This window comes from Prochlorococcus marinus str. MIT 9211 (assembly GCF_000018585.1).
Taxonomy (GTDB): Bacteria; Cyanobacteriota; Cyanobacteriia; order PCC-6307; family Cyanobiaceae; genus Prochlorococcus_D; species Prochlorococcus_D marinus_B.
On sequence record NC_009976.1, the window covers coordinates 386311 to 411313 of the forward strand.

24 protein-coding genes are annotated in these 25003 nt (G+C 40.0%); 12 read left to right on the forward strand and 12 right to left on the reverse strand.

What is annotated here, in order from left to right; all coding sequences use genetic code 11:
* Nucleotides 1–2 precede the first annotated feature (2 nt).
* Nucleotides 3–1520, forward strand: coding sequence for a UDP-N-acetylmuramoyl-L-alanyl-D-glutamate--2,6-diaminopimelate ligase (locus tag P9211_RS02060; protein WP_012194965.1), 1518 nt, complete (start codon nt 3–5; stop codon nt 1518–1520).
* Here the strand turns inward: P9211_RS02060 and P9211_RS02065 are convergent, their stop codons facing one another.
* From P9211_RS02065 to P9211_RS09220, 4 genes are all read right to left on the reverse strand, one after another.
* Nucleotides 1521–2696, reverse strand: coding sequence for an aminotransferase class V-fold PLP-dependent enzyme (locus P9211_RS02065; protein ID WP_012194966.1), 1176 nt, complete (start codon nt 2694–2696; stop codon nt 1521–1523).
* Nucleotides 2697–2935: 239 nt separating this feature from the next.
* On the reverse strand, nt 2936–3157 hold the full coding sequence (locus tag P9211_RS02070) for a hypothetical protein (RefSeq protein WP_012194967.1): 222 nt from the start codon (nt 3155–3157) through the stop codon (nt 2936–2938).
* A gap of 202 nt (nt 3158–3359) precedes the next feature.
* Nucleotides 3360–4154 (reverse strand): methyltransferase domain-containing protein, encoded by a 795-nt coding sequence (locus tag P9211_RS02075; RefSeq protein WP_041391021.1) that lies wholly within the window; start codon nt 4152–4154, stop codon nt 3360–3362.
* A gap of 134 nt (nt 4155–4288) precedes the next feature.
* On the reverse strand, nt 4289–4456 hold the full coding sequence (locus P9211_RS09220; RefSeq protein WP_012194969.1) for a DUF4278 domain-containing protein: 168 nt from the start codon (nt 4454–4456) through the stop codon (nt 4289–4291).
* A gap of 335 nt (nt 4457–4791) precedes the next feature.
* On the opposite strand from P9211_RS09220, the gene P9211_RS02080 reads away from it, so the two are divergent.
* Nucleotides 4792–5013 (forward strand): hypothetical protein, encoded by a 222-nt coding sequence (locus P9211_RS02080; RefSeq protein ID WP_162465533.1) that lies wholly within the window; start codon nt 4792–4794, stop codon nt 5011–5013.
* Nucleotides 5014–5260: 247 nt separating this feature from the next.
* On the opposite strand, the gene P9211_RS02085 is transcribed toward P9211_RS02080, so the two are convergent.
* Nucleotides 5261–5506 (reverse strand): NifU family protein, encoded by a 246-nt coding sequence (locus P9211_RS02085; RefSeq protein WP_012194970.1) that lies wholly within the window; start codon nt 5504–5506, stop codon nt 5261–5263.
* Between the two features lie 75 nt (nt 5507–5581).
* Between P9211_RS02085 and P9211_RS02090 the strand changes: the two genes are divergently transcribed.
* The 3 genes from P9211_RS02090 to P9211_RS02105 all read left to right on the forward strand — a co-directional run bounded on the left by P9211_RS02090 (nt 5582) and on the right by P9211_RS02105 (nt 10123).
* Entirely contained in the window at nt 5582–7084 is a 1503-nt protein-coding gene (locus P9211_RS02090; RefSeq protein WP_012194971.1) for a malate:quinone oxidoreductase, read from the forward strand.
* An 80-nt stretch (nt 7085–7164) separates the two neighbouring features.
* Nucleotides 7165–8973 carry a translation elongation factor 4 gene (gene lepA, locus P9211_RS02095; protein WP_012194972.1) on the forward strand — a complete coding sequence of 603 codons (1809 nt, stop codon included), beginning with the start codon at nt 7165–7167 and terminating at the stop codon, nt 8971–8973.
* Between the two features lie 328 nt (nt 8974–9301).
* On the forward strand, nt 9302–10123 hold the full coding sequence (locus P9211_RS02105) for an ABC transporter permease (RefSeq protein ID WP_049750889.1): 822 nt from the start codon (nt 9302–9304) through the stop codon (nt 10121–10123).
* 38 nt (nt 10124–10161) lie between these two features.
* Here P9211_RS02105 and trmH read toward each other — a convergent pair whose 3' ends face one another.
* Nucleotides 10162–10851, reverse strand: coding sequence for a tRNA (guanosine(18)-2'-O)-methyltransferase TrmH (gene trmH, locus P9211_RS02110; protein WP_012194975.1), 690 nt, complete (start codon nt 10849–10851; stop codon nt 10162–10164).
* A 359-nt stretch (nt 10852–11210) separates the two neighbouring features.
* Between trmH and P9211_RS02115 the strand changes: the two genes are divergently transcribed.
* A complete protein-coding gene (locus tag P9211_RS02115) occupies nt 11211–12500 on the forward strand; it encodes a 16S rRNA (cytosine(967)-C(5))-methyltransferase (RefSeq protein WP_086934867.1) in 1290 nt (429 codons plus the stop codon).
* A gap of 18 nt (nt 12501–12518) precedes the next feature.
* Here P9211_RS02115 and P9211_RS02120 read toward each other — a convergent pair whose 3' ends face one another.
* From P9211_RS02120 to petP, 3 genes are read right to left on the reverse strand one after another with little or no spacing between them, the layout of a single operon-like run.
* Nucleotides 12519–14327: a transglycosylase domain-containing protein gene (locus P9211_RS02120; RefSeq protein WP_012194977.1), complete on the reverse strand. Its 1809-nt coding sequence runs from the start codon at nt 14325–14327 to the stop codon at nt 12519–12521.
* Nucleotides 14327–15277, reverse strand: coding sequence for a chlorophyll synthase ChlG (chlG, locus tag P9211_RS02125; protein ID WP_012194978.1), 951 nt, complete (start codon nt 15275–15277; stop codon nt 14327–14329). The genes P9211_RS02120 and chlG overlap by 1 nt, the downstream gene beginning before the upstream one ends.
* An 11-nt stretch (nt 15278–15288) precedes the next feature.
* Nucleotides 15289–15513 carry a cytochrome b6f subunit PetP gene (petP, locus tag P9211_RS02130; protein ID WP_041391025.1) on the reverse strand — a complete coding sequence of 75 codons (225 nt, stop codon included), beginning with the start codon at nt 15511–15513 and terminating at the stop codon, nt 15289–15291.
* 59 nt (nt 15514–15572) lie between these two features.
* Here petP and hisF point away from each other — a divergent pair, with 59 nt between their 5' ends.
* Both hisF and ubiE read left to right on the forward strand, forming a co-directional pair.
* Nucleotides 15573–16349 (forward strand): imidazole glycerol phosphate synthase subunit HisF, encoded by a 777-nt coding sequence (gene hisF / locus P9211_RS02135; RefSeq protein ID WP_012194980.1) that lies wholly within the window; start codon nt 15573–15575, stop codon nt 16347–16349.
* Between the two features lie 114 nt (nt 16350–16463).
* Entirely contained in the window at nt 16464–17165 is a 702-nt protein-coding gene (gene ubiE / locus P9211_RS02140; RefSeq protein WP_012194981.1) for a bifunctional demethylmenaquinone methyltransferase/2-methoxy-6-polyprenyl-1,4-benzoquinol methylase UbiE, read from the forward strand.
* An 8-nt stretch (nt 17166–17173) separates the two neighbouring features.
* Here ubiE and P9211_RS02145 read toward each other — a convergent pair whose 3' ends face one another.
* On the reverse strand, nt 17174–17704 hold the full coding sequence (locus P9211_RS02145; protein ID WP_012194982.1) for a DUF721 domain-containing protein: 531 nt from the start codon (nt 17702–17704) through the stop codon (nt 17174–17176).
* A 66-nt stretch (nt 17705–17770) separates the two neighbouring features.
* On the opposite strand from P9211_RS02145, the gene P9211_RS02150 reads away from it, so the two are divergent.
* Together P9211_RS02150 and P9211_RS02155 are read left to right on the forward strand one after the other, a co-directional pair.
* Nucleotides 17771–18574 (forward strand): PspA/IM30 family protein, encoded by an 804-nt coding sequence (locus tag P9211_RS02150; protein ID WP_041391399.1) that lies wholly within the window; start codon nt 17771–17773, stop codon nt 18572–18574.
* Nucleotides 18575–18635: 61 nt separating this feature from the next.
* On the forward strand, nt 18636–19394 hold the full coding sequence (locus P9211_RS02155; protein WP_012194984.1) for a biotin--[acetyl-CoA-carboxylase] ligase: 759 nt from the start codon (nt 18636–18638) through the stop codon (nt 19392–19394).
* 5 nt (nt 19395–19399) lie between these two features.
* On the opposite strand, the gene P9211_RS02160 is transcribed toward P9211_RS02155, so the two are convergent.
* Both P9211_RS02160 and P9211_RS02165 read right to left on the reverse strand, forming a co-directional pair.
* The gene (locus tag P9211_RS02160; RefSeq protein ID WP_430270480.1) at nt 19400–20113 is read right to left on the reverse strand and encodes an ABC transporter ATP-binding protein; all 714 of its coding nucleotides are present in this window, start codon (nt 20111–20113) and stop codon (nt 19400–19402) included.
* Nucleotides 20091–21662: an NAD(P)H-quinone oxidoreductase subunit N gene (locus P9211_RS02165; RefSeq protein ID WP_012194986.1), complete on the reverse strand. Its 1572-nt coding sequence runs from the start codon at nt 21660–21662 to the stop codon at nt 20091–20093. Before P9211_RS02165 ends, P9211_RS02160 begins: the two co-directional genes overlap by 23 nt.
* A gap of 129 nt (nt 21663–21791) precedes the next feature.
* Here P9211_RS02165 and topA point away from each other — a divergent pair, with 129 nt between their 5' ends.
* Both topA and P9211_RS09060 read left to right on the forward strand, forming a co-directional pair.
* A complete protein-coding gene (gene topA / locus P9211_RS02170; RefSeq protein WP_012194987.1) occupies nt 21792–24491 on the forward strand; it encodes a type I DNA topoisomerase in 2700 nt (899 codons plus the stop codon).
* A complete protein-coding gene (locus tag P9211_RS09060; RefSeq protein ID WP_012194988.1) occupies nt 24491–24997 on the forward strand; it encodes a hypothetical protein in 507 nt (168 codons plus the stop codon). Before topA ends, P9211_RS09060 begins: the two co-directional genes overlap by 1 nt.
* Nucleotides 24998–25003: the final 6 nt, after the last annotated feature.

Sequence of the window (25003 nt, forward strand, 5' to 3'; positions counted from 1 at the left end):
AAATGAGTCACAGTCTCCATTCTCTCTTAAAGGCTATCGGATTAGATGTCCCAATTGATTTGCAAGATCCTGAAATAAAAAATATCTCTAGTGATTCTCGCTGCGTAAAGAAAGGAGATTTGTTTTTTGGACTTCCTGGTCAAAAAGATAATGGAGGGGCTTTCTGTAATGAGGCTTTTTTAGCTGGTGCTGTGGCAGCGGTGGTGGGAGATTCTGCAAGAGATTGTATACCTCATGATAAGAAAAACTTAGTAGTAGTTGTACCTGACCCAGTAAGTCAATGGATGGGCGAGATTGCTTCTGTGTTTTGGGGCAAACCTTCTTTAGAGATGGCTTTAATTGGTGTAACTGGAACTAATGGGAAAACGACTACGACTCATTTGATTGAACACCTTAGTAAGAGTTCAGGGAAAGCAACTGCATTATTAGGGACTTTAATCAATCGGTGGCCTAAGTACTCCGAGCAGTCTATTCATACCACTTCATTTGGAGACACTTTGAATGCCCAGCTTTCTCAAATTGTCGCCTCAGGGGCTTCGTTATGCGCGATGGAGGTTAGTTCTCATGCCCTTTCGCAGAGACGTGTTGCTGGGTTGTATTTCTCTGGCGCGATATTTACAAACCTTACTCAGGACCATCTGGATTATCACAAATCTATGGAGGCTTATTTTGAGGCTAAGGCACTTTTGTTTCAATCGTATTTAATTAAAGATGGTCAGGCAAGGGCAGTAGTGAACATTGATGATCAATGGGGCTTTCGCTTGGCAAAACGATTGGGAAGGAATTGTTGGAAGTCTTCTTTAGATCTTAAGAATATTCAATCTGTCAGGCCTGAATTATTTATCACAGGTATAAAAATGACTGCTGCAGGAGCAGAAGGTTTTATTCATACTCCTTTTGGAGAGGGCCCTTTCATGACGCCTTTAATAGGGCGATTTAATTTGATGAACTTGCTTCAATCAATTGGAGTACTTCTTCAGCAAGGATTTAAATTAGATACACTCTTGCACGCAACTGCTACTTTCTCAGGAGTTCCAGGACGGATGGAACAGGTGAAAGTCCCTGTTAAAAGTGACAGCCTTCCGATGCCTATTGTTTTAGTGGATTACGCACATACACCAGATGGATTAAAAAATGCATTAAAAGCTGTTAGGCCTTTTGTTTCTGGAAAACTTATTTGTGTATTTGGATGTGGTGGTGATAGAGATAAAAGCAAGAGGTCTTATATGGGTGAAATAGCAGCTGAAATATCAGATATCGTAATAGTAACTTCAGATAACCCAAGGACTGAAGATCCTATGGCAATTATTGAAGATATTCTTTCTGGAATACCTACTACCTTTGAGGCAATAGTTGAGTTGGATAGATGTAAAGCAATTGAGATGTCTATATTACATGCAAAATCTAACGATTTAATCATTATTGCAGGGAAGGGACATGAAGATTATCAGATCCTTGGGGATAAAAAAATCTATTTCAATGACAAGGAAGCGGCAATAGAAGCACTAGAAAAACGATAGTTAGATCTCTTTAGTTAAATCATTTAGAGATTTAACCAGTTTATTGATCTCATCAGTATTGCTTGTTATATGAACACAAGCACGAAGCCATGTAGGATCCTCAAGTAGCCTTATCCAAAGGTTTTGTCTCCCAAGAATTTTAACTATTTCCTTGGATGAATATTTTGAGGCTACAGAAAAGCTAATAAGTCCTGACGCTGGAGGCCCCTCAAGAATAGGATTTACGCCATTAATCCCTTTGAGCTGTGACCAAAGTGCTTTGCTCATCCTTTGGATCTGATGCAATCTTTGGGTAACAGTTCCTTCTTTTTCCATAAGTTTCAGTGATGATCTTAAACCCGCAAATAATGGAATGCATGATGTAGCAACTTCAAAACGACGAGCATCTTCATGAAAAGGGTTGGGATTATTTTCATAAATACTTCCTTCGCTTTTTAAACTTCTCCATCCAATGAGAGTTGGATTTGATGCGCCGAGAACCCTAGGAGAAATGGCAACTGCTCCTAGCCCCTCTGGCCCACAAGCCCACTTGTGACCAGTGAATGCATAAATATCTGCCAGAGAGGCTGCTTCTGCAATAGGCAATTGTCCAAAACTCTGGGCTGCATCCACTAGAAGAAAAGGCTTGTTTGTATGCTTGTTAAGCTTTTCTGCTACAGAAGGAATTGGTGTTATTACACCTGTATTCCAGAGTAGATGAGATAGAACCACTAGCCTTGTCTTTGGATTTAAAGCAAAATCCAAACCTTTTAACAACTGGTCGTTTAGCTCATGACTATTATTGACACCTTGGTGGAGGTGCTGAACTGGGAATATATCTATATAGAGACTTTTTCGACGAGCTAGTTCTTTGCATGCAGAAACAATACCTGGATGCTCGCAATCACTTATTAGAATCCTGTCCCCTTCCGAAAAAGTTAATCCCCATAGGGGCAAAACACATCCACTAGTTACATTTTCTGTAAATCCAATACGTCTCTTAGATACACCACAAATTTCTGCAAGCATATTTCTTGTAGCCTCTATCTCATCATTGACATATGGCCAGACCTTATTGGTAAAAGGACCCAACTCTTGTATCTTTTGCCAACTAGTTATTATTGCTTCTAGAGATGGTTGAGGCAATGGCCCTTGTCCACCATAATTGAAATAACTTTTGTTGGCCAGAGCTGGCATTAAGGCTCTTAAGGAGGTCACTTTAAAGACTTGTTCATGGATGATTGACTCCTGAAATGTTGTTAATCAAATTGATAATTCTATGGGGTTGGAGGCAATTATTTTTATCGTCATAGCACCAGTAGGCATAGGTGAAATTTCTTGTCATAAAAAAGAATTAATCTAGGTCTCACACGTATCATGATATAAGTGCTTTAATAAAAATTATTTCACTCAATAGTGAAAATTATGTACATATTTTATAAATGCTGTGGGCATTTTAGCATCGCTACAGCTACAGCTGAAAAATTTAAACCATCTGAATCCTTTATAACCTTTTTCACTTCATTAACGCCATACTCTTGACTAGCATCACTATAAGAAAGCAGTAATGACTTATAAGTGTCATTTCCTGCTGATCGATATTCGCAGAAATTCTCACCTACGGAATTTAATAATGCTAGTAAAGTAAGTTCAACCATTGGAATGTACTCCTAATGCTTGAATAATGGACACTTCTTTTTAACGTAGATTTTTATTTTTGACACCCAAGCACTTTAGAAATGACTCATTTTTCTTAAGCTTACAGTCATTATCTATAAAGCAAAGTGGTTACTTCTCTTGATCAAGAGGTACGCATGATTCGTAATAGGGGCTTTGGCCTGGCTGATGTTAATAAATGCTTTATAAGTAACCTGTTAAGGTTATTGATCGAAATTCAATACCTTCAATAACTTTCCATGGCATTGAGGAACGATCTACACAGATTACTTCTTTAAAACCCAAATTTTTGAAGTCATTTATGAACTGATCCTCTTGCCAGGCTCCACTAATGCAACCACTCCAAAGTTCAGGGTCTTCTTGGAGATTTAAAGGCACTTTCTTATTGGAGACTATGTCACTAATGGCTACTCTTCCATTTCTCCTTAGAACTCTCTTGATGTTTCTTAGTAAACGTTCTCGATCTGAGGGATTCACTAGATTCAAGACACAATTGCTTATTACGACATCGATACTTGCATCCTTGACCAACTGTTCTCCGTTGCCTTGCATTGAATCAAGAGCTTGAATATCTCCTTCTAAGAAAGTCATATTCGAAAAACCAATTCTTGCGGCGACTATAGGCGCAGCTTGCCTTGACAAGGCAAGCATCTCATTGTTCCTGTCTATTCCAATAACATGACCAGATTTACCTACTACCTGAGCGCAAATGAAAGCATTTTTGCCACTTCCACTACCAAGGTCAAGAACTATATCTCCTTTCTTGATCCACCGAGTTGGGTCACCACATCCATAATCTTTTTCTATATTTTCAGCTGGAATGACTTCTAATAGTTTTGGATTAAAGGCAATGGGCGAGCACAAACATTTCTCTTGATCTATAGCGGCAGCTCCATATCTCTTATCCACCGCACTAGTTTGATTTATATTGCTTTGATCATTATTGTTTTCAGATTGATTGCAGCACTTGTTAGTCAAGATGATTAATTTGATCGTTGTTTATTTTATATAGATTCCAGTTTCTTCAAAACTTTGAAAAGAGATTTGAATTAAAGATCTAAAAAATGCCCCCCTTGTGAGGGGGGCATTTTGTTGTGAATGAGAGGAGTTGATTACTTTTGGTAATCAACTCCTCTGTATTTGAGGATAGGATGATCTGTAGAGATCTCTTGTCGACGAGTGGAGTAGATGTTACGTCTGTATGTCAGTTCAACAAACTGCTTTGGAGCAGCTTCTTTGGTCTGAACATACTCTTTGCCACGATAAGTAAGTGTAGGCATTGTGAGAGTCCGATTAGATGACCAGGTCCCCGTTCCATGGCCTGGTTCTAATTTGCGCCCTGGTTGAAACAGGGTGAACGCTTGTAGCCATTGCTACAGTTTTATTATTCCTGCTTTTTTTCTGCGTATGTAGTTCAAAAGGATACAAAACGGATTTATTTTCAGGTTTGGTTAAGATTTCGTCTTGAGGGTCTAAACTAATCTCCAGGTGAAATTCTTGCTTGACTTTCTCGTTAAAGGGCTTCTTTCGACTCTTGAATTATGAAATTCTTCTTAAACAGGTTCCTTAGAAGATGAAAATACTATTCTTTTTCCTTGGCACTGCAATCAGGTCAATGGCTTTAAAACCTTCTAGATTCATTGTTTTTCATACCTATATCTCTTTCATTTATTTAGTTATGTATGTTGCCAAGACAAGCTCTTTTGATGGCTATGGTTTGTTGTTTACATCGCTAGTGCTTGCACCATTGTTTTTAGCTATATATGGCGGTCTTCCCGTTGATTGTCTAAATTATCAGACGGCTATAAGTCGTGAGCTTGAGGTAATTGATAATTAGACCTGAAAAGGAAGTAATTCATCGCTTTGCATTCATAAAATCTCACAACAGATAATTATCGTATGAATTAATCTAAGTATTCTTTGACTGCTTGACTTCTGCTCGCTTTTCGTCTTTGTATCCTAATTCTAATTGAAGAAATTTATATCTCTATTTATGTGCAACATTGTAAAGCAGAAGCACCTTTAGGGGCCCGAATATGGCAATGAATCTAATGTCGAATAGATTTTCGAGCTAGTATTAAAGCTCAAAGGATTTGAACAACTTCGCTGACTTCGGGGATCATTTCACGTAGCTTTCTCTCAATTCCCATTTTTAAGGTCATGGTGCTGCTGGGGCAACTTCCACATGCTCCTTGAAGACGAACTTTGACGATTGGACCATCAATTTCTACTATTTCAACATTGCCTCCATCAGCCATTAGGAATGGCCTTAATTCATCAAGTACTTTTTCGACATTGTCTTTAGTAAGGGGCATTGTTTCTTGAGTCATAATGTTGATTGAGTGGTTGATTGCTTTGAGCTTAGTTAACTAACTCACTTTGTGAATAAAAACAGAAACTAATCAGTGTTTATCTCTGAAGCTATTGGACCAGAAGATCGATTCGATGCAGTGCTAATAGGTGCTGGGATTATGAGCTCAACATTGGCTGTATTGCTTCATGAACTAGACCCTTGTATGCGAATCCTCATTGTTGAAAGATTAGATTCCCCGGCACTTGAGAGTACATCAGCTTTTAATAATTCAGGTACAGGCCATGCAGCCAACTGTGAATTTAATTACACCCCATTACAATCAAACGGAAGAATAGAAATAGAAAAAGCTTTAAGCATTAACTCTTCATTTGAGAGGAGCTTGGAGTTTTGGGCTTCACTAGCTGAAATGGGAAGGATATCTCCTGCAACCTTCCTTAATTTTTTACCTCATATAAGTTTTGTATGGAAAGAAGCGGACTTGGATTTCTTAAAACAACGTTATTTGCAGCTAAGTTCAGAAGTGGCTTTTCAAAGAATGGAATGGAGTGATGATAAAGCCGAGCTTAAAGAGTGGATGCCAATTGTTATGCAGGGGCGGCCTACCTCAGAAAAAGTTGCAGCAACTCGAATTCAACGTGGTACAGATGTAGACTTTGGTGCGCTTACTAGGGCCTATTTTGATTCACTTGAAGAGAGTGGGTCTGTGCATATTCGACTCTCTACAGAGGTAATAGATATTCAAAGGTTTGGTCAGGATCCATGGAAATTATTCTTGAAAAGCGATTTAAATTCTTATTGCGTGGAAGGTAAGTTTGTTTTCCTTGGAGCCGGTGGAGGTGCATTATCGCTTTTGCAAAAATCTGGTATCCCTGAAGGTAAATTTTATGGAGGCTTTCCTGTAAGTGGTCAATGGCTTGTTTGTAATGAGACGCAAGTAACAAATAACCATAACGCTAAAGTATATGGGAATGCAGACGTTGGCTCTCCGCCAATGTCCGTCCCTCATTTAGATACCCGTTGGATAAGAGGACGAAAATCACTTCTGTTTGGTCCTTTTGCAGGATTTAATACAAAGTTTTTAAAATATGGTTCAAATTGGGATTTATTTCGTTCTATTCAAATGGGCAATGTGGGAGCAATGGTTCAAGCTGGACTAGAAAATATTGATTTAATTAAGTATTTATATGGTCAACTTCAGCAAGACCATATATCTCGAGTTGACTCCTTGCAGAACTTCCTTCCAAATGCAAAATCAAAAGATTGGCATTTGTCTTTGGCGGGCCAAAGGGTGCAAATTATTAAAAAAACTTCAAAGGGAGGAAAATTAAAAATGGGTACTGAGATGGTCTCTTCTTCCGATGGTTCATTGGCTGCTTTACTCGGAGCATCACCAGGAGCAAGTACAGCTGTTGCAATTATGATTGATTTGTTACGCTCTTCCTGGGGAGAAAAGATGTCTACCAAGATTTGGCAGGACAGGTTAAGAAGGTTAATACCAAGTTTTGGAGAAGATCTTAACTCAAATGAATCTATGCTTAAAGCCACTCGTGACCGTAATGATTCTTTGCTGGGCTTTGGTGAAAAAAATCAATAGTATCCTCTGGGAAGATAGGGTTAGCTATATAAGAGCAGATTGCCACATTATGCCTCTTAGCGAATTGAAGCTTTAATCACATGACCAATGTCCCTGTTTCTCGGTTGAGGAACTTTTGCATAATTGCTCATATAGATCACGGGAAGTCCACGCTTGCGGACCGGCTTTTGCAAGATACGGCTACAGTCGCTTCTCGGGATATGCAAGATCAATTTTTGGACAACATGGAGCTTGAGAGAGAGAGAGGAATAACTATTAAATTACAGGCTGCGAGGATGAAATATACCGCTACCGATGGTAACGAATATGTACTTAATTTGATTGACACTCCAGGCCATGTTGACTTTTCTTATGAAGTTAGCCGCTCCTTGCAGGCTTGCGAAGGGGCCCTATTGGTTGTAGATGCAAGTCAGGGGGTTGAAGCTCAGACATTGGCAAATGTCTACTTAGCTTTAGAAAATGATTTGGAAATTATTCCTGTTCTAAACAAAGTTGATTTACCAGGCTCTGACCCTGAGAAAATTAAAAAAGAAATTGAGTCAATTATTGGGCTGGATACTTCTCAAGCAATTTCTTGTTCCGCCAAAACAGGTTTAGGAGTTACTGATATTCTTCAAGCAGTTGTTGAACGTGTTCCGCCACCCAAAGATACGTTAGAACAGGCAACCCAAGCATTGATTTTTGACTCTTATTACGATCCATATAGAGGAGTGATTGTTTATTTTCGAGTAACTGCAGGAAGTATTTCAGCAAGAGATCAAATTCTATTGATGGCGAGTAAGAAGAGCTATGAGCTTGACGAGATCGGAATCATGGCACCAGACCAACAAAAGGTCAATGAACTACATGCAGGAGAAGTTGGTTATTTAGCGGCATCGATTAAAGCGGTATCAGATGCTCGAGTTGGTGACACCATTACTTTACTTAATGCTCCCGCGGCTGACCCATTGCCAGGCTATACAGAAGCAAAGCCAATGGTATTTTGCGGTCTTTTCCCTACTGATGCAGATCAATATCCTGACTTAAGAGAAGCCTTAGAGAAATTACAGCTTTCAGACGCTGCTTTGAAGTATGAACCTGAAACAAGTAGTGCTATGGGGTTTGGTTTTAGATGTGGCTTCCTTGGTCTCCTTCACATGGAGATCGTTCAGGAAAGATTAGAGCGAGAATATGATTTGGACTTAATAGTGACAGCCCCGTCAGTAATTTATCAAGTCAACATGCTTAATGGGGAAGCCCTGATGATAGATAATCCTGCGACTTTGCCTGACCCGCAACACCGAGACTCTATAGAAGAGCCATATGTTCGTATGGAGATTTATGCTCCTAATGATTACAATGGAACTCTGATGGGCCTTTGCCAGGATCGACGGGGTGAATTCGTAGATATGAAGTATATAACTACAGATAGGGTGACACTTATTTATGAGATGCCTCTTGCTGAGGTGGTAACTGATTTCTTCGATCAAATGAAGAGTCGGACTAAAGGATATGCTTCCATGGAATACCATTTAATTGGTTATCGTAAAAATGATTTGGTTCGCTTAGATGTCTTGATTAATTCAGACAAGGCAGATCCATTAACTACAATTGTTCATCGTGATAAGGCTTATGGGGTAGGGAGGGCACTGGTCGATAAGTTAAAAGAGCTTATCCCTAGGCAGCAGTTTAAAATACCTTTACAAGCTTCTATTGGCAGTAGAATTATTGCAAGTCAGAATATCAGTGCCTTACGTAAGGATGTTTTAGCAAAGTGTTACGGTGGTGATATCTCACGAAAGAAAAAATTACTTCAAAAGCAAGCGAAAGGCAAGAAAAGAATGAAGTCTATGGGTAAGGTCGATGTACCTCAAGAGGCATTTATGGCTGTATTGAAGTTGAATTCATAGGTAGAGAACTAACATGAAAGATTCTTTGGGGTTTATTGTTCAAGAAAATTGTTCGCTGGCTTGGAGTTAATTCAGTTTGATTTGGACTTTTCTTTTTGCTAATAGTAGACCAAGCAATGAATACTAAAAATAATACTCCTATTGTTATGGTTAATTCACCTACTGTTAGGCCATCATTCTTTAAATTCATTTTGAGTTTATTTAGTAATTATATTTAAGCGCTTCTTACTTCACATTTCTACCCTTATCATGACTTTAAGAATTGGTTTTTGCATTGAGCTTTCCTCTTTCCCCTAGGGTGTTTGGGAGTAAGACTCTTTCTAGTCAGATGGCTCGATGGGGGATCTTAATCTTATGTGCTTATTTTGCTGCAGCATTGATCACCCCAGCTCTTACCAGTCTCGGCTTCTTGCCAGACCCTCAATTAGGCCTTGATAATCCGATTTACGCCTCGCCCTCATTAGACCATTGGTGTGGAACAGATCGTCTGGGCAGAGATGTGTGTGTACGAACTTTGACAGGAAGTAGAGTTGCTCTGACTGTTGTCTTGCTCGCTGTGAGCTTGGCAGTCTTAATAGGAGTTCCTTTGGGAATATTAAGTGGATATTTAGGTGGTTTTTTTGACAGAGTAATTGTTCTATTAATGGAAACACTATATACGATGCCTGTATTACTACTTTCAGTAGTTATTGCATTTTTACTTGGCCGTGGGATTGTCAATGCGGCAATTGCTTTGTGTGTTGTATACGTCCCGCAATACTTTCGTGTTGTCAGAAACCAAACGGCTCAAGCTAAAGCAGAGCTTTATGTTGAAGCTGCACGAGCAATGGGAGCTGGACCTTTGTGGATAATGCGAAAGTATTTATTGAAAAATGTAATTACATCTGTGCCTGTGCTTTTAACTTTAAATGCTGCTGATGCAGTCTTGGTCCTAGGAGGTCTTGGGTTCCTAGGGTTAGGATTGCCCGAAGCTATACCCGAATGGGGTAGTGATTTAAATATGGCATTAGATGCTGTCCCTATAGGGATTTGGTGGACTGCTCTGTACCCTGGCATCGCAATGTTTGGATTGGTATTGGGACTCTCTTTCGTTGGTGAGGCTCTAGAAGAATTTATGAATCTGAACAATGTTGAAGACAGTGGAATTTAGTAATTATCAGAAAATCTAATTCATTTTAATTAGTAGGCTTAACATCTAACTTTTATTGCTCTTGGTATATGTTCAAGAATCTCTCCTTCTGAATTCAATTTAGGGTACTGCCTTCCCTCTTGATTGCACCAGTTGGCGACTTCAGGATAACACCACTCAAACAAGATTTTTTCATATATTTCATTGGGTAGGCCTTCACCATTTTGAGGAAGAGTTCCGCTTACTTCTCTTTGACGTAATGCCTCGAAGAGTAGTGCACTCGCGGCTACCGAGACGTTTAAAGATTGCACCATTCCTCTCATTGGGATGTAAATTGCAGCATCCATTAATCTTGTAGCAGGTTCACTTAGTCCCCATTTTTCTGCACCTAAAACAAATGCTGTTGGGCCAGTATAATCGCAATAACGATAATCTATAGCGTCAACACTTAGATTGGTTCCGTAAAGCTTAAAACCTTGCTTTTTTAGAAAGAGAGCGGCCGCTTCGATATTCTTATGATCTTTAAGGGGGACCCATTTTTGACTCCCTTGGGCAGTGCTATTAAAAGTTCTTGTTTTAGTTTCACGTGCTACTGCATGTGCTTCTAAAACTCCAGCTGCATCACATGTACGCATAATGGCTGAGAGATTATGGGGTTTTTCTACTTGCTCAACAAGGATTGTTAGGTCAGAGATGCGACGATTAAGTATAGATTTAAGCTTTTTAAATCGTCGGGGCAATAAAGGCATGAGATGGAACTTTTAATGGACTAGTTTTCAATAGTGTGTTCAATTGGAACCTCTATGAAATAGTTGATTTCTGGATGCAATGGGGCGGGGAGCCTCGACGCTAGAAGGAGGATGGATGGTTTGACTGATAAGGATTCGATCGTCAACATAAGCTTAAGAGAGCTATATTTCAAAGGTAGCCAGTATCTATAAGAGTGTATTCAATGCAATCTTGTTGCTCGAAACTTAGACTAAAAGTTAGTAATTATCTTTACTAGGAATTGTCTGGAAACCATTAGGAAACTTTTCTAACTTGGTATAAAAAATAAAAGGAGTCTTTTATCTCAATCGAAACTTCAAAATCTGGACTATTGCCAAGAATGGCTGCTTGGAAGGTTTTGCAGGCTGTCTCTGCTGGTGCTTATGCAGAGACGGCCCTTGACCAGGTCTTAAACAAATACTCTATGAAAGCAATTGATAAAGCTCTGACAACAGAGATTGCTTACGGTTCAATTCGACAAAGGAAGTATTTAGATTCTTGGATTGATAACTTGGCAAAGATTTCGGCCTTAAAACAACCTCCTAGGCTGAGATGGCTACTGCATATAGGCCTTTACCAAATCTTTTTAATGGAGAGAATACCTGTTTCTGCAGTAGTGAATACAACCGTTCAATTGGCCAAAAACAATAATTTAAATAAGCTTTCTTCGGTAGTAAATGGAATTCTTCGCAATGCGATTCGAATTAGAGAGGCTGGGCAAGGCTTACCATTCAAGTCAAATGCTTCGGAAGAGTTAGCACAGTCTTTCTCGATCCCATTATGGTTGGCTAATTCATTGATCACTTGGCGTGGCGAACAAGGTGCAAAGAGTATTGCTATGGCTTTTAATCAGCCCCCTGCCTTTGATTTAAGAATTAATCGATGTAAAACAAACCCTAGGAGTGTGCAAGAGATTTTTGATAAATTTGGGATTACGAGTCTACCTATTAAAGGATGCACTTCAGGATTGCAAATAACCTCAGGGATGGGTGACTTACGCAAATGGCCTGGATATGAAGGAGGTGAATGGTCAGTTCAGGATAGATCATCTCAGTGGATTGCTCCATTGCTTGAAGCTGAACCTGGCGATCGAATTTTAGATGCATGCTCTGCTCCAGGAGGCAAGGCAACTCATCTTGCGGAATTGATTGACGATAATGGTGAGATATGGGCAGTTGATCGCTCTCCTAAACGTCTACAGAAAGTGTCTGAGAACGCGACGCGTTTAGGCTTGAATTCTCTTAAATGCTTGGCTGCTGATGCCTCAATGTTATTAGACTGTAAGCCCCACTGGAAGGGCTATTTTCAAAGAATTTTGGTTGATGCCCCTTGCTCGGGTTTGGGAACATTGAGTAGAAATCCAGATGCTCGTTGGCGAATGACTCCCGAAAAAATTGATGAGTTGATTATTTTACAAGCCCGGTTACTGAGAGGAGTTCTACCTTTATTGTCTCCTGGAGGGAGAATCGTATATTCAACCTGCACTATGCACCCAGAAGAAAACTTCAAACAAGTTGGGGAATTTTTAGCATTGCACCCCAAAGTAAAACTTAAGTATCAAAATCAAATTTGGCCAGATGATGCACAATCAGGAGATGGTTTCTATGCGGCAGTTATTGATATAGATTAAGTGCTTTATATATAGCCCTCATGGTTTTCTGGGAAACTTTAAAGGTTCAAAATCATCGTCTATTCCTTCTATAAATTGCTTCCAAATCAATGCAGCTTCTCCACTACTACTTTTTATCTCTTTATTATTGTCATAGCCCAGCCAAACACCTGTTGTAAGTTGTGGGATCGACCCAATAAACCAAAGGTCTCTATTGCCTTCTGAAGTCCCAGTCTTGCCAGCGACTTGCCTTGTCTTTAGCGATGCTGCCACACCAGTACCTTCGCTAACAACTCTTCTTAGCATCCAGTTTATTGTATCTGCTACTCGCTTGGAGAGGACTCTTTTGCTTCTCTTTTTGTTTATCTCGTTGCTCCAAATAATGCTGTTGTCAGGCCCCCTAATTTCTTCAAAAGGAGATGGCTCTATGTATAAACCGCGATTATTAATTCCAGCATAAGCCCCTGTCATGTTTAACACTGTCTCTTCATATGCTCCAATCGCTAAAGGGTAGTAATGGCCAAGTTTGGCTTCATTCCCTACACCCAGTTGATTGGCCATGGCAATGACTTTCTTAAAGCCTACTTTTGCTAAAAGATCAATAGCAATGGTATTTAATGATTTGCTGAAGGCTTCTGAAAGAGAAACTTCACCATAATATTTCCCTCCAAAATTTTTAGGGCAGTAGCCATACCAACATCTTGGGGTATCAAACATTAAATCCTCAGGTTTAAAACCTTCGTTTATTGCTACTGCATAGGGGAATACTTTAAAAGTTGACCCAGGAGAGCGATATGCCTGAGTAGCACGATTGAATTGATTACTACTAAAATCTTTTCCTCCTACTAATACTCTTATCAACCCTGTACTTGGCTCGATAGAGACTATTGCCCCTTCCCTCTCCCCTGGGCTTTGGTTACGCAGGATTGATTTTGCTTTGGATTGCCAATTAAGGTTTAAACTAGTTTTTATTTGTAGGCCTCCAACTTCGAGCTGCTCTTTAGAAAGAAAATATGGCAGTTTTTGCTCTACCCAGCTTGTGAAAAATGGAGCAGTGCTTTTAGAATATTTGGGGTAAGCCGGCTTAAGGCTTAATGGAGATCTTAAGGATGTCATTAACTCAGAATTAGAGATGAAGCCTTGAAGATGCATTTTCTTTAAAACAATTGCTCTTCGTTTGATTGCTAAGTCACTATTAACTAGGGGTGAATACAATGAGGGAGCAGGCGTTAGCCCTGCTATTAGTGCAACCTCTTCAAGTGTTAAAAGATCAGGGGATTTAGAAAAATATATCCAGGCAGCATCAGCAACACCATAAGCACTAGAACCAAGGTAGACGTTATTTATATATTGCTCGAGGATTGTTTTTTTACTGAAGTGACGTTCTAGCTTGTATGCGAGAGCAATCTCTTTCAGCTTTCTTGTATAAGTTCTCTCTTGGGTTAAGAAAATTATTCGTGCCAATTGTTGTGTAATAGTACTTGCGCCTTCAGCGACTCTTTGTTGACGGATATTGGTTATAAGAGCTCTTCCAATTCCCCAGAAATCAACACCTTTATGCTCATAAAATCGTCGATCTTCAGCCGCAACAAAGGCTTGTTCGATTAGCCTTGGCATTCCCCCAGGCCTGATCTTGTGGCGAGTGTTAGGCCCTAATTTTTGAATTATTTCTTCGTTTGATGCAAGTAGTGTAATAGTGCCAGGACGACTATATGAAGTTATTTTGCTTGGATTAGGGAGTAAAGAATCTATTGAATCAGTCGCAAACCTTTCAGTAATTGCGATTAATGAACCAATTGTTAATGAGCCGAAGGCTATAAATAGAAATGCCGGTAATTTTCGGCCCACTAAAAATTACTAAGTGGACTATGCCCTATTGCCAGGGCAGTTACTAGCATTCCTAGAATTAAGAAAGGTTGGGCGCTAGCTTGATATTTTACGTCATATTTTAATGGATCATTTAAGAGCCATATATCTTGGAAAGTAATCTGAGGAATGATTAGCAAAATAAGTATTACCGATGCTAGATTTTGCCCTATAGCTATTAAGACTCCAACCATTGCCAACTGAAAAATATCTATCATCCCAGCACTTATAAAACTCGCATTTTTAATTCCAAAAACTACCGGCAAAGATTGGAGCCCTAATGCTTTGTCTCCTTCAACACTTTTGAAATCATTTATTACTGCTATGCCTAGCCCAGCCAAGCTATAAGCAAGTGTAAGTATGGCTGTAGTCCAAGTGAGATGACCAAATAGTGCTTGCCCTGCCCACCATGGAAGAGCTATATAGCTTGCACCAAGAGCATAGTTACCAATCCAGCCATTTTGCTTGAGCTTAAGTGGGGGTGCTGAGTAGATATAACTGACAAATGAGCCTCCTAAGGCAAGTAATAATACTGATGGTGTTGAGTGCCCAGCCCATAAGTCCAACCCATAGGCAAATAAAAGTCCTAGTCCTAAAAGAACCCATATTTGCAACTTCACTTGCAAAAGTGATATTGCTCCAGAAGGGATGGGACGATTTGGTTCATTGATCGCATCTATATCTCGGTCATAGTAATCATTGATAGTTTGTGTATACCCAGCTAGTAAGGGGCCACTCATCACCATGCAGGCAATAGATGCTATGACATTGCTCAAGGACCAATGGTAATTACCGCTGGCAGCTGCTCCGCAAATTACCCCCCATAGCAATGGGATCCAGGTGATTGGCTTCATGAGCTGCAATCGCAGTTTCCAGGAATTTTTTGTTTCAGCTGCTCCTTTTATTCCAAGCAGTTGGCGTGCATCACTCACTTTTAGAATCCTCAACCACGTCTAAATTCATCCTCAAAGAACCATCTCTTTGAGCCATCATTCAATTTCACTATTACACCAACACCACCACCATCAGTCATTTTGTAATCCAAAACAGTACCACTGGGGTCTTTAGTAAGCTTTTTAATCAATTTCCCTGGTATACGATCGCGAACTTGATCAAGATCAACCTTGATCCGGGAGCCGATTCTTGTAAGGTTTACTGATTGGGGCATGACCTGCACGATTTGGGTGTGTGGGCAACACACTAACAGTCACCGTAATTTAATTAACCATGGTTGCCCTTCGATTAATCCCTTGCCTTGATGTTGCTAATGGTCGAGTTGTAAAGGGCGTCAATTTTGTAGGACTTCGTGATGCAGGAGATCCTGTTGAACTTGCCTATAGGTACAGCAAGTCTGGAGCTGATGAGTTGGTTTTTTTGGATATAGCTGCAAGTCATGAAGGAAGAGCAACTTTGATAGAAATTGTTCGGAGGACTGCAGAATCTGTAACTATTCCTTTTACTGTTGGAGGAGGCATTAGCTCAATTGAAGGCATAAAAGAACTTTTACGTGCAGGGGCTGATAAAGTCAGTTTGAACTCTTCTGCTGTTAGGGATCCAGAGCTAATTGCTCAGGGGGCAAATCAGTTTGGATCACAATGCATTGTTGTTGCTATAGATGCAAAACGTAGGGAAAATTGCACATCAGAATGGGATGTTTTTGTTAATGGGGGAAGGAAAAACACCAAATTAGATGCTTTGGAATGGGCAAAGAAAGTAGCCGGTTTAGGCGCAGGAGAAATACTTCTTACCTCCATGGATGGTGATGGGACCCAAAATGGTTATGACCTAAAATTGACCAGAACTATTGCCGATGCTCTGCAAATACCTGTAATCGCTTCTGGTGGAGCTGGCTCCTTGGAACATATTCTTGAAGCTTTTACTGAAGGCAAAGCTTCTGCGGCCCTTTTGGCATCTCTTCTTCATGATGGAGAATTAACGATTGAGCAAATAAAAGATTATTTGCTAAAAAATCAATTGTTAATAAGACCTGTTCTTGATATGTAAAAAATTATTTGTATAAATCTGAAATATGCATTGACTTGGAAAATTACTTCTTGACGAAGTATTAATATTCTTTGTATAAAAAATTCTATTATTTAACTCATAAAGTTATCTTCAATGCGACCTAAAGATTCACTCCCAATAAAGGAATTGTTTGATACTGTTTCGCCTACTTATGACTTTTTAAATGATTTATTTAGTTTTGGCTTGCATCGGCTTTGGAAGCGACAGTTTTTACGATGGTTGAATCCAACTTATGGAGAAAATTGGGCAGATCTTTGTTGTGGAACAGGCGATTTGAGTATTTCTTTAGCTAAATTACTTGGCCCCAATGGAAGTGTATTAGGCATAGACTTTTCATCTAGTCAAATAGCTTTGGCTAAGAAGAGAGCTTTTAAAGCTTCAATACAATCTGTATCCTGGCTTGAAGCAGATGTTTTAGATAATCAACTCCAATCAAGTTCATTCGATGGAGTAGTTATGGCCTATGGACTTAGAAATCTTTCCGATCCAGCATCAGGCTTGCATCATATGCAAAGGCTTTTGAAGCCAGGTGGGAGGGCTGGAGTGTTGGACTTCAATCACACAAGAGAAGGTTCTTTAAGCTCTGTTTTCCAGAAATGCTATCTGCGTAAATTTGTAGTTCCCTTGGCATCCACAATGGGTCTTCGTGAAGAATACTCTTATTTGGAAGAGAGTTTAAAATCGTTTCCAACAGGCTCACTTCAGAAGGATATGGCAATTAGCGTTGGGTTTAAGAAGGCTAGTTATAGGCTCATCGCAGGTGCTCAGATGGGAGCTTTGTTGCTGCAGGCATGAGGAGAAAATCAAGGGTTCTTTTTTTCGAAAAGATCCTTTCTTCTGCAAAGGCCACATTTTCCCCATAGAGAGATCTCTCCTGCTGGTGCAGGACCATTACAGAAGCTGCAATTAGCTACTCCATGAATATCAACTCTGCTTGGATGCTTGCCCCATACAAGTTGCTCTGCCTCTTTTGATTCATGCTTGACGGGATAGTGGCTTTGTACTTTTAAAGCTTTGACTTGATGACCTTTTGCTTTTAGCGCCGCTAATAGTTGATTTCTATTAAAAATTAGAGCTTGTATCCATTGAGGGTGACTTGCTCCAATAATTAGTACCCCCCTATTAATTGTTAGAGGAGTGCAGTGCTCGGCTAGATCTTTACCTGCAATTTTTGGCCAGTCTTGCCACAAAGCAGCTATTTTTTGGTTCTTATGTAATTGTTGTTTTACATCTTCAAGGCACTGAATTAGGGAAGAAGGAGTGTTTGGAATACCTTCTTTCAGTAACTTTTCTTGGCTGGAGCTACTTAATGGGCGATCATTGGCTGAATTCATATCTTCACTTTACGTCGAGATATGACAAGGCTAGCTAGTCTTTTGAAGGCCTTATTGCATGACTCCATGGGATTTTTTGACAGGTTGGGCAGATTGTTACGTGCCAATCTCAATCATTTGGTAAGTAATGCTGAGGATCCAGCCAAGATTCTTGATCAGTCTGTAATTGATATGCAAGCAGACTTAGAAAAGCTTCGCCAGGCAGTAGCAGCTGCTATGGCTAGCCAAAAAAGACTTGCTAGGCAAGCAGAGCAGGCTCAGGATCAGGCGACAATTTGGTATCAACGAGCTGAACAGGCTATTCAAAAAGGAGAAGAGGCTCTTGCCAAGGAAGCACTAATTAGACGAAAGACATTTCAAGAAACTTATTCTTCTTTATCTAATCAGCTAGTCGGACAAGATGGTCAAGTGGAGATGCTGAAAAGGAGTCTTATTTCCCTGGAAGGGAAGATAGCTCAGGCGAGAACAAAAAAGGACATGCTCAAGGCAAGGGCGCAGGCAGCTCAAGCACAACAACAACTTGGCAGTGCAGTAGGTGCATTGGGAAGTAATTCAGCAATATCTGCTTTTGAAAGAATGGAAGATAAGGTTGAAGAACTTGAAGCATCTGGGTTAATAGCAGAGGAGCTTGCAGGTTCAGACTTGGAGAGTAAGTTTGCTTCAATCGAAGGAAGTGATGATATTGATGAAGAGTTGAGTAAATTGCGAAATAATCTTCATCAAGGAACTAATGCTCCTACTTTGATTGGTTCAAGTGATCAATCTTCCCTTGAATCTATATCTATCTCAGAAGTAGAAATTGAATCTTTGGATAATGATGATGCAACAGAAGAATTTAAAGAAAGCAAGAGAGAAATTGAGGAGAATTAACTCATCTTTAGAAAACTAGTTTTTCCTGAGAAATGAATAAAAAAATTATCTATTGAATGTAATGGCCCGATACTTGAGATGCAAAGGTGCTTCTTCAGTTGCCTCTTGGTTGAAAATTAATTCCTCGAGAAAGTCATGGCTCTTGAGGTGGAAGCCTGTTTCTGGAAGTACTGAGACGGATCTATCCCAATGGCTTAATGAAAAACCATTTAACTCTAAATATCCTCGGGCATTCTTAGCAGGACGACAGTCACATGGTAGAGGCCAATATGGTCGTTCATGGCATTCTCCTCAAGGGGGGGTATGGCTTAGCGCTGCGATACCTTTTACATGTCCTAAAGAATCAACAGGCTTATTTGGCTTGGCAGTTGCCGTTGCGCTTTCAAATAGGCTGTTGAACAGTTCTGTCCCTGTTCAAATTAAGTGGCCAAATGACCTGCTCGTTTATAACAGAAAATTAGCTGGTTTCTTACCAAGGGTAATCATTAAAGGAAGGCATTTAAAATTTGCAAGAATAGGTATAGGACTTAACGTTTTTAATAGAGTTCCAAAAGGCGCAATATCTTTGTCAGAAATCCTTTGTCAAGGTAATTGCCGGATTGATCTATGGTCTGCAGAAGTTTTGATGGCATTAGAGAATGCAATTATGCTTTTAGAAAATCAAGAACAACTTTGTCAAATGGCTGAGAGCTTACTTTGGTCTGATCAAGTTACAGATCCTTCAACAGGAGAAATCTGGAAAATTGACGGATTTAATTTGAATGGATCTCTTAGAGTTATTAAAGGGTCTAGAACAAAAGATTTTTATCGTTGGGAATGAAATATTTAAGAAATTTCGATTATTTTCCCATCTTTAAATTTGGCAACCTTTTGCGCTCTTTTCGCAACTTCGTCTTCATGAGTAACTAGCACCAAAGTTATACCTTGCTTATGTAATTCATCAAATAAGTTTAGAACATCTTCAGTAGTGCTTGAGTCAAGTGCACCTGTTGGTTCATCAGCCAATAGCAATGAAGGTTGATTGATGATTGCTCTTGCTATTGCTACTCGTTGCTGCTGTCCTCCAGAAAGTTGATTGGGATAATTTTGCATTCTTTCCATAAGCCCAACTTTTTCTAATGCTTGTTTGGCAAGTTCTTCCCTAGCTGATTGAGGGATGCCTGCATAGATCATTGGAAGTAATACATTCTCTAATGCAGTGGCATCTTGAAGAAGATGGAATTGCTGGAAAACGAAACCTAGTTCTTGGTTCCGCAAGTCTGCTAGTGCATCATCATTGAGTTCTTCAACTTGTAGACCATTTAGTAAGTAACTGCCATGGGTTGGTCTATCTAAACAGCCCAAAATATTCATAGCAGTACTCTTGCCCGAACCACTAGCTCCCATTACAGCTAGATAATCCCCTTTATTTACTTCTAAATTAATTTTGTCAAGAGCCTTTACGAGAAGGTTCCCTTGCCCATAAAACTTAGAGACATTTTCTAATTTAACTACTGGATTCTTGATGGTTTGTTGATTACCCAATGGTTCCTTTCCCAGCAAGGGTTAATGTTTCTTGCAGGATTGGTGTCCCTGTTACTGCATTGTTAGCCCATTGAAAAAGTGGGTTAGATATTATTCCTCCTATTGCGGTGACTAATACACATGTAAGTAATGCAAATCTTAGGGGTGGCAGTCCCAATGTTTGCCAGTGAATTGAAGGATAGCTTTTCACTAATTCTGAGGCTTCTTGAGGCTCTTTGACTACCATCATTTTTATAACAGAGATGTAGTAATAAATTGATATTACGGAAGTTACCAGACCAACTATTACCAACAGATATTGTCCATTTGCCCATCCTGCAAAGAAAAGGTAGATTTTTCCAAAAAAGCCCAACATAGGAGGTATCCCTCCAAGAGAAAGAAGGCAAAGGCTCAAACCTAAGGTAATCAGAGGATCTTTTTGGTAAAGCCCCGCATAATCAGCTATACGATCGCTGCCTGTTCTAAGTGAGAAGAGAATAATGCATGCAAAAGCTCCAAGATTCATGAATAGATATGCCGCCATGTAAAGGACCATTGCTGCATATCCGTCTTCTGTCCCACACACTAGGCCAATCATTACAAAGCCTGCTTGTCCAATTGAGCTATATGCAAGCATTCTCTTCATTGATGTTTGAGCCAGAGCAACAATGTTGCCCAAACTCATGCTTAAAACTCCTAAAACAGTAAAAAGTAGCTTCCATTGACTGTCAAAAGCATAGAAACAACCTACTAATAGTCTGATGGCTAGGGCAAAGCCAGCTGCTTTTGAACCTACGGACAAGAAGGCAACAACAGGAGTGGGAGACCCTTCATACACATCAGGTGTCCATTGGTGAAAAGGAACAGCAGCTATTTTGAAAGCAACAGTTGCAAGAATGAAAACCAAAGCCAAGGCAGCCAAAGGGGTAGGACTGTCTATAAGGGCAATGCTAATTTCATGAAGGTTGGTAGAACCGCTTAACCCATATAGAAGAGACGCTCCATATAAGAAAATTGCTGCTGCTGCTGATCCCACCAGGAGATATTTCAGTGCTGCTTCAGAACTTCTAGCGTCTCGTTTCATATATCCAGATAAAAGATAACTAGCTACGGAAAGAGTTTCTAGAGAGACGAAAATGCTTATGAGATCTGTTGAACCACAGAGGAGCATCCCCCCTAGGGTCGCTGCTAGAAGTATTGCTGCGTATTCTCCAACTGGGCTACCACTCTTTTCTGCATATCTCCAGCTTATTAGTAATGAGATAAGGGTTGAAAGTGCTACAACTCCTCTAAATGCAATTGCAAGATTGTCAGCAAGAAAAGCTCCCAGGAAGGAAGGCTCTAGCTCTCCATTCCATTGAAGTGCAAGAAATAACAGTGCAGCACCTAATCCTAGATAGCAGATAGGTGGAGACCATTTTGCAGCAGTTTCTTCTCCTGCAAGGTCAACTAACAAAGTTCCAATCAATGCTAGAAGGACAAATCCTTCTGGAGCAACTGCCATTGCATTTAGAGAAAGATTGAGAAGCTCTCCTGGGGCAGTCATGGACTGTGCAGTGATAAAGATTGCACCCATCTCGGGCATGGTTTTTGCAAAAAAAAGACCAGGTTTTCAAACTCTAGCGATGTTATGAATTATGCCTTAGATATCAGCATGGTCTATGCAGTTTGGCTGATGATGCGATAAAGATGAAGAACAGTTATATGTTTGCTTGTGGCGCAAGCTCTAGTAATCGTTGAAAGTCCAACAAAGGCACGAACTATAAAAAGCTTCTTGCCGAAAGACTTTGAAGTGGTCGCTTCCATGGGGCATGTCAGGGATCTTCCCAATAGTGCAAGTGAGATCCCTGCTGCTCAAAAAGGCGAAAAATGGGCAACTTTAGGGGTGAATACGACGGCGGACTTTGAACCTTTGTATGTTGTACCAAAAGATAAAAAAAAGATTGTTAGGGAGCTTAAAACTGCTTTAAAAGGCGCTGACCAGCTTTTGCTTGCAACTGATGAAGATCGAGAAGGCGAAAGCATTAGCTGGCACTTATTGCAGCTTCTGAACCCAAAGGTTCCTGCCAAGAGAATGGTTTTTCATGAGATTACAAAGGACGCAATATCTCATGCTCTGACTCAGACAAGAGATCTTGATATGGAATTGGTCCATGCTCAAGAGACCAGGCGTATTCTTGACCGATTAGTGGGATACACCCTTTCACCTCTTCTTTGGAAAAAGGTTGCATGGGGACTTTCTGCTGGAAGAGTTCAATCTGTTGCTGTCCGACTCCTAGTTCTCCGTGAACGTGCCCGTAGAGCTTTTAGAAGCGCGAATTATTGGGATTTGAAAACTACTTTACAAAATCAAGGGAACTCATTTGAGGCAAAACTGGCAACTCTGGGCGGCCAGAAAATAGCTAGCGGGATTGATTTTGATGATTCCACTGGCTTGATGAAGGATGGAAATAATGCTCGCTTGGTCAGTGAAAAAGAAGCAAAAGATCTTGCAAAAACACTCCAATTGAATGAATGGAAAGTTAGTTCGATTGAAGAAAAGCCTACAGTTAGGAGACCAGTACCCCCATTTACTACAAGTACTCTTCAACAGGAGTCAAACCGCAAGCTTAGGCTCTCGACTAGAGAAACGATGAGATGTGCACAGGGTCTATATGAGAGAGGTTTTATAACTTATATGCGAACTGATTCAGTTCATCTCTCAGAGCAGGCAATTAAAGCTTCTAGAAAATGTATTGAGTCTAGATATGGAGCTGATTACTTAAGTAATAAAGTCCGTCAATTTAGCAATAAGTCTAGAAATGCTCAAGAAGCACATGAAGCCATTCGGCCTGCGGGAGCAACTTTTAAGATGCCAGATCAAACAGGGCTTGAAGGTAGAGATCTGGCGCTTTATGAATTGATATGGAAAAGAACGGTTGCGAGTCAAATGCAAGAAGCTCGCTTGACAATGATTGGAGTTGAAATAACAGTTGGTGATGCTGTGTTTCGTTCTTCTGGTAAGAGAATTGACTTTCCTGGTTTCTTCCGAGCTTATGTGGAAGGAAATGATGATCCAGATGCAGCCTTAGAAGGTCAAGAAGTCCTTCTTCCAAGTTTGGAGGTGGGAGATACACCTATTGTCGAAAAGATAGAGCCGTTAGCTCATCAAACACAACCACCTGCCCGCTATAGTGAAGCTTCCTTGGTAAAAATGCTTGAGAAGGAAGGTATTGGAAGACCTTCTACGTATTCAAGTATTATTGGAACCATTGTGGATAGAGGTTATTCCTCTATCCACAATAATTCTTTAATACCTAGCTTTACAGCATTTGCAGTAACGGCTTTATTAGAAGAACATTTCCCAGATCTAGTTGATACTAGGTTTACTGCTAGAATGGAATTGACTTTAGATGAAATCTCTACAGGTAAAGTGGAGTGGTTACCATATTTATCAGGCTTTTATAAAGGAGAGGATGGCCTTGAAAATCAAGTCGAGAAAAAAGAAGGAGACATAGACCCAGGTTTATCTAGAACTATTGCTTTAGAAGGCCTAAAATGTGTTGTCAGGATTGGACGCTTTGGAGCCTATCTTGAATCGAGACGTCTAGGAGATAATGGCGAAGAAGAGTTGATTAAAGCCACACTCCCTCAAGAAACGACCCCAGCAGATCTGGATGAAGAGAAAGCAGAGTTAATTCTGAAGCAAAAATCAGATCAACCTGATCCTTTGGGGACGGATCCTGAAACAGGTGAAGAGATTTATTTGCTCTTTGGTCAATATGGCCCTTATGTTCAGAGAGGGCAAGTAACTGATGAGGTGCCGAAACCAAAAAGAGCTTCAGTGCCAAAAGCAGTTAAACCAGAAGATCTGACTATAGAGGAAGCCCTTGGGTTGCTTAAATTGCCACGTGCTCTTGGGGAGCATCCTGATGGGGGTAAGATTGCTGCAGGTCTTGGGCGCTTTGGTCCTTATATTGTTTGGAATAAAGGAAAAGGAGAAAAAGATTATCGATCACTAAAAGGAGCTGATGATGTTCTTGAAGTAAAGATTGAAAGAGCACTTGAGTTATTGGCTATGCCAAAGAGAGGTAGAGGTGGTAGGACTGCATTGAAAGACCTTGGCATACCTAAGGGACAGAAAGATAAGGTTGAGGTTTATAACGGCCCCTATGGACTTTACGTAAAACAAGGGAAAGTCAATGCTTCTTTGCCAAAAGGTAAAAGTGCTGAAGAAATTACCATCGAAGAAGCAGTTGAATTGCTCGAAGCTAAACTTACAAGTAAAAAAACTAAAAAGAAAAAAGTAGCTAAACCCAAAAGCTCTACAAAAAGCAAAGCAAAGTCCAATAAAGCGACTCCTAAAGCTCCATCTACTACTAAGTCAGGACGATTAAGAGCAAGTGCGGTAAGAGTTATTAAGTCTGGTAATTAATGATTGGTTTCAAATCATTGTTAGGAAATTACTCATTCAAAAATATTTTCCTTTGGGTAGTATTGCTTTTGATGCAGTCTTGCTCAAGCTCTGAGCTAGAGAAAAAGCTTTCGAACAGTTTTGACACTCCTGTTGCTCCAAATGTTACTTCTACTCCTCAATTAAAACCTAAAGGGAATGAACCTAGTTTGGTTAGTGGAAAAGCTAAAGAAGTTCAAAAAAAAGAAGGTTTGCAAGGATATAATCCAAAAGAAAAAGAAATTGTGCAGACCAATAAAATTATATTTAATTCTGTTAGGGCAAAAAAAACACAAAAGAAAAACATTCTTGCTCCTTTCAAGCCGGCACCTTATCGGATCATAATTAAATTATCTGGTGCTAATCCCTCTGCACCCGCCGAAACTGTGACTAGTGCATTAAGAGATGCCGGAATTATCTTTGAGGTTGAGAAGATCGAACGCTTTGAAGAAAAATCTTTACTTGATCCCAGATCTGATAAGAGGTAAATAAAT

Coding starts and splice junctions, on each gene's coding strand:
- P9211_RS02060 (WP_012194965.1), top strand. CDS start 3: ATGAGTCACAGTCTCCATTCTCTCTTAAAGGCTATCGGATTAGATGTC.
- P9211_RS02065 (WP_012194966.1), bottom strand. CDS start 2,696: ATGCCAGCTCTGGCCAACAAAAGTTATTTCAATTATGGTGGACAAGGG.
- P9211_RS02070 (WP_012194967.1), bottom strand. CDS start 3,157: ATGGTTGAACTTACTTTACTAGCATTATTAAATTCCGTAGGTGAGAAT.
- P9211_RS09220 (WP_012194969.1), bottom strand. CDS start 4,456: ATGCCTACACTTACTTATCGTGGCAAAGAGTATGTTCAGACCAAAGAA.
- P9211_RS02080 (WP_162465533.1), top strand. CDS start 4,792: ATGGCTTTAAAACCTTCTAGATTCATTGTTTTTCATACCTATATCTCT.
- P9211_RS02085 (WP_012194970.1), bottom strand. CDS start 5,506: ATGACTCAAGAAACAATGCCCCTTACTAAAGACAATGTCGAAAAAGTA.
- lepA (WP_012194972.1), top strand. CDS start 7,165: ATGACCAATGTCCCTGTTTCTCGGTTGAGGAACTTTTGCATAATTGCT.
- P9211_RS02105 (WP_049750889.1), top strand. CDS start 9,302: ATGGCTCGATGGGGGATCTTAATCTTATGTGCTTATTTTGCTGCAGCA.
- trmH (WP_012194975.1), bottom strand. CDS start 10,851: ATGCCTTTATTGCCCCGACGATTTAAAAAGCTTAAATCTATACTTAAT.
- P9211_RS02115 (WP_086934867.1), top strand. CDS start 11,211: ATGGCTGCTTGGAAGGTTTTGCAGGCTGTCTCTGCTGGTGCTTATGCA.
- petP (WP_041391025.1), bottom strand. CDS start 15,513: ATGCCCCAATCAGTAAACCTTACAAGAATCGGCTCCCGGATCAAGGTT.
- hisF (WP_012194980.1), top strand. CDS start 15,573: ATGGTTGCCCTTCGATTAATCCCTTGCCTTGATGTTGCTAATGGTCGA.
- ubiE (WP_012194981.1), top strand. CDS start 16,464: ATGCGACCTAAAGATTCACTCCCAATAAAGGAATTGTTTGATACTGTT.
- P9211_RS02145 (WP_012194982.1), bottom strand. CDS start 17,704: ATGAATTCAGCCAATGATCGCCCATTAAGTAGCTCCAGCCAAGAAAAG.
- P9211_RS02150 (WP_041391399.1), top strand. CDS start 17,771: ATGGGATTTTTTGACAGGTTGGGCAGATTGTTACGTGCCAATCTCAAT.
- P9211_RS02155 (WP_012194984.1), top strand. CDS start 18,636: ATGGCCCGATACTTGAGATGCAAAGGTGCTTCTTCAGTTGCCTCTTGG.
- P9211_RS02165 (WP_012194986.1), bottom strand. CDS start 21,662: ATGCCCGAGATGGGTGCAATCTTTATCACTGCACAGTCCATGACTGCC.
- P9211_RS09060 (WP_012194988.1), top strand. CDS start 24,491: ATGATTGGTTTCAAATCATTGTTAGGAAATTACTCATTCAAAAATATT.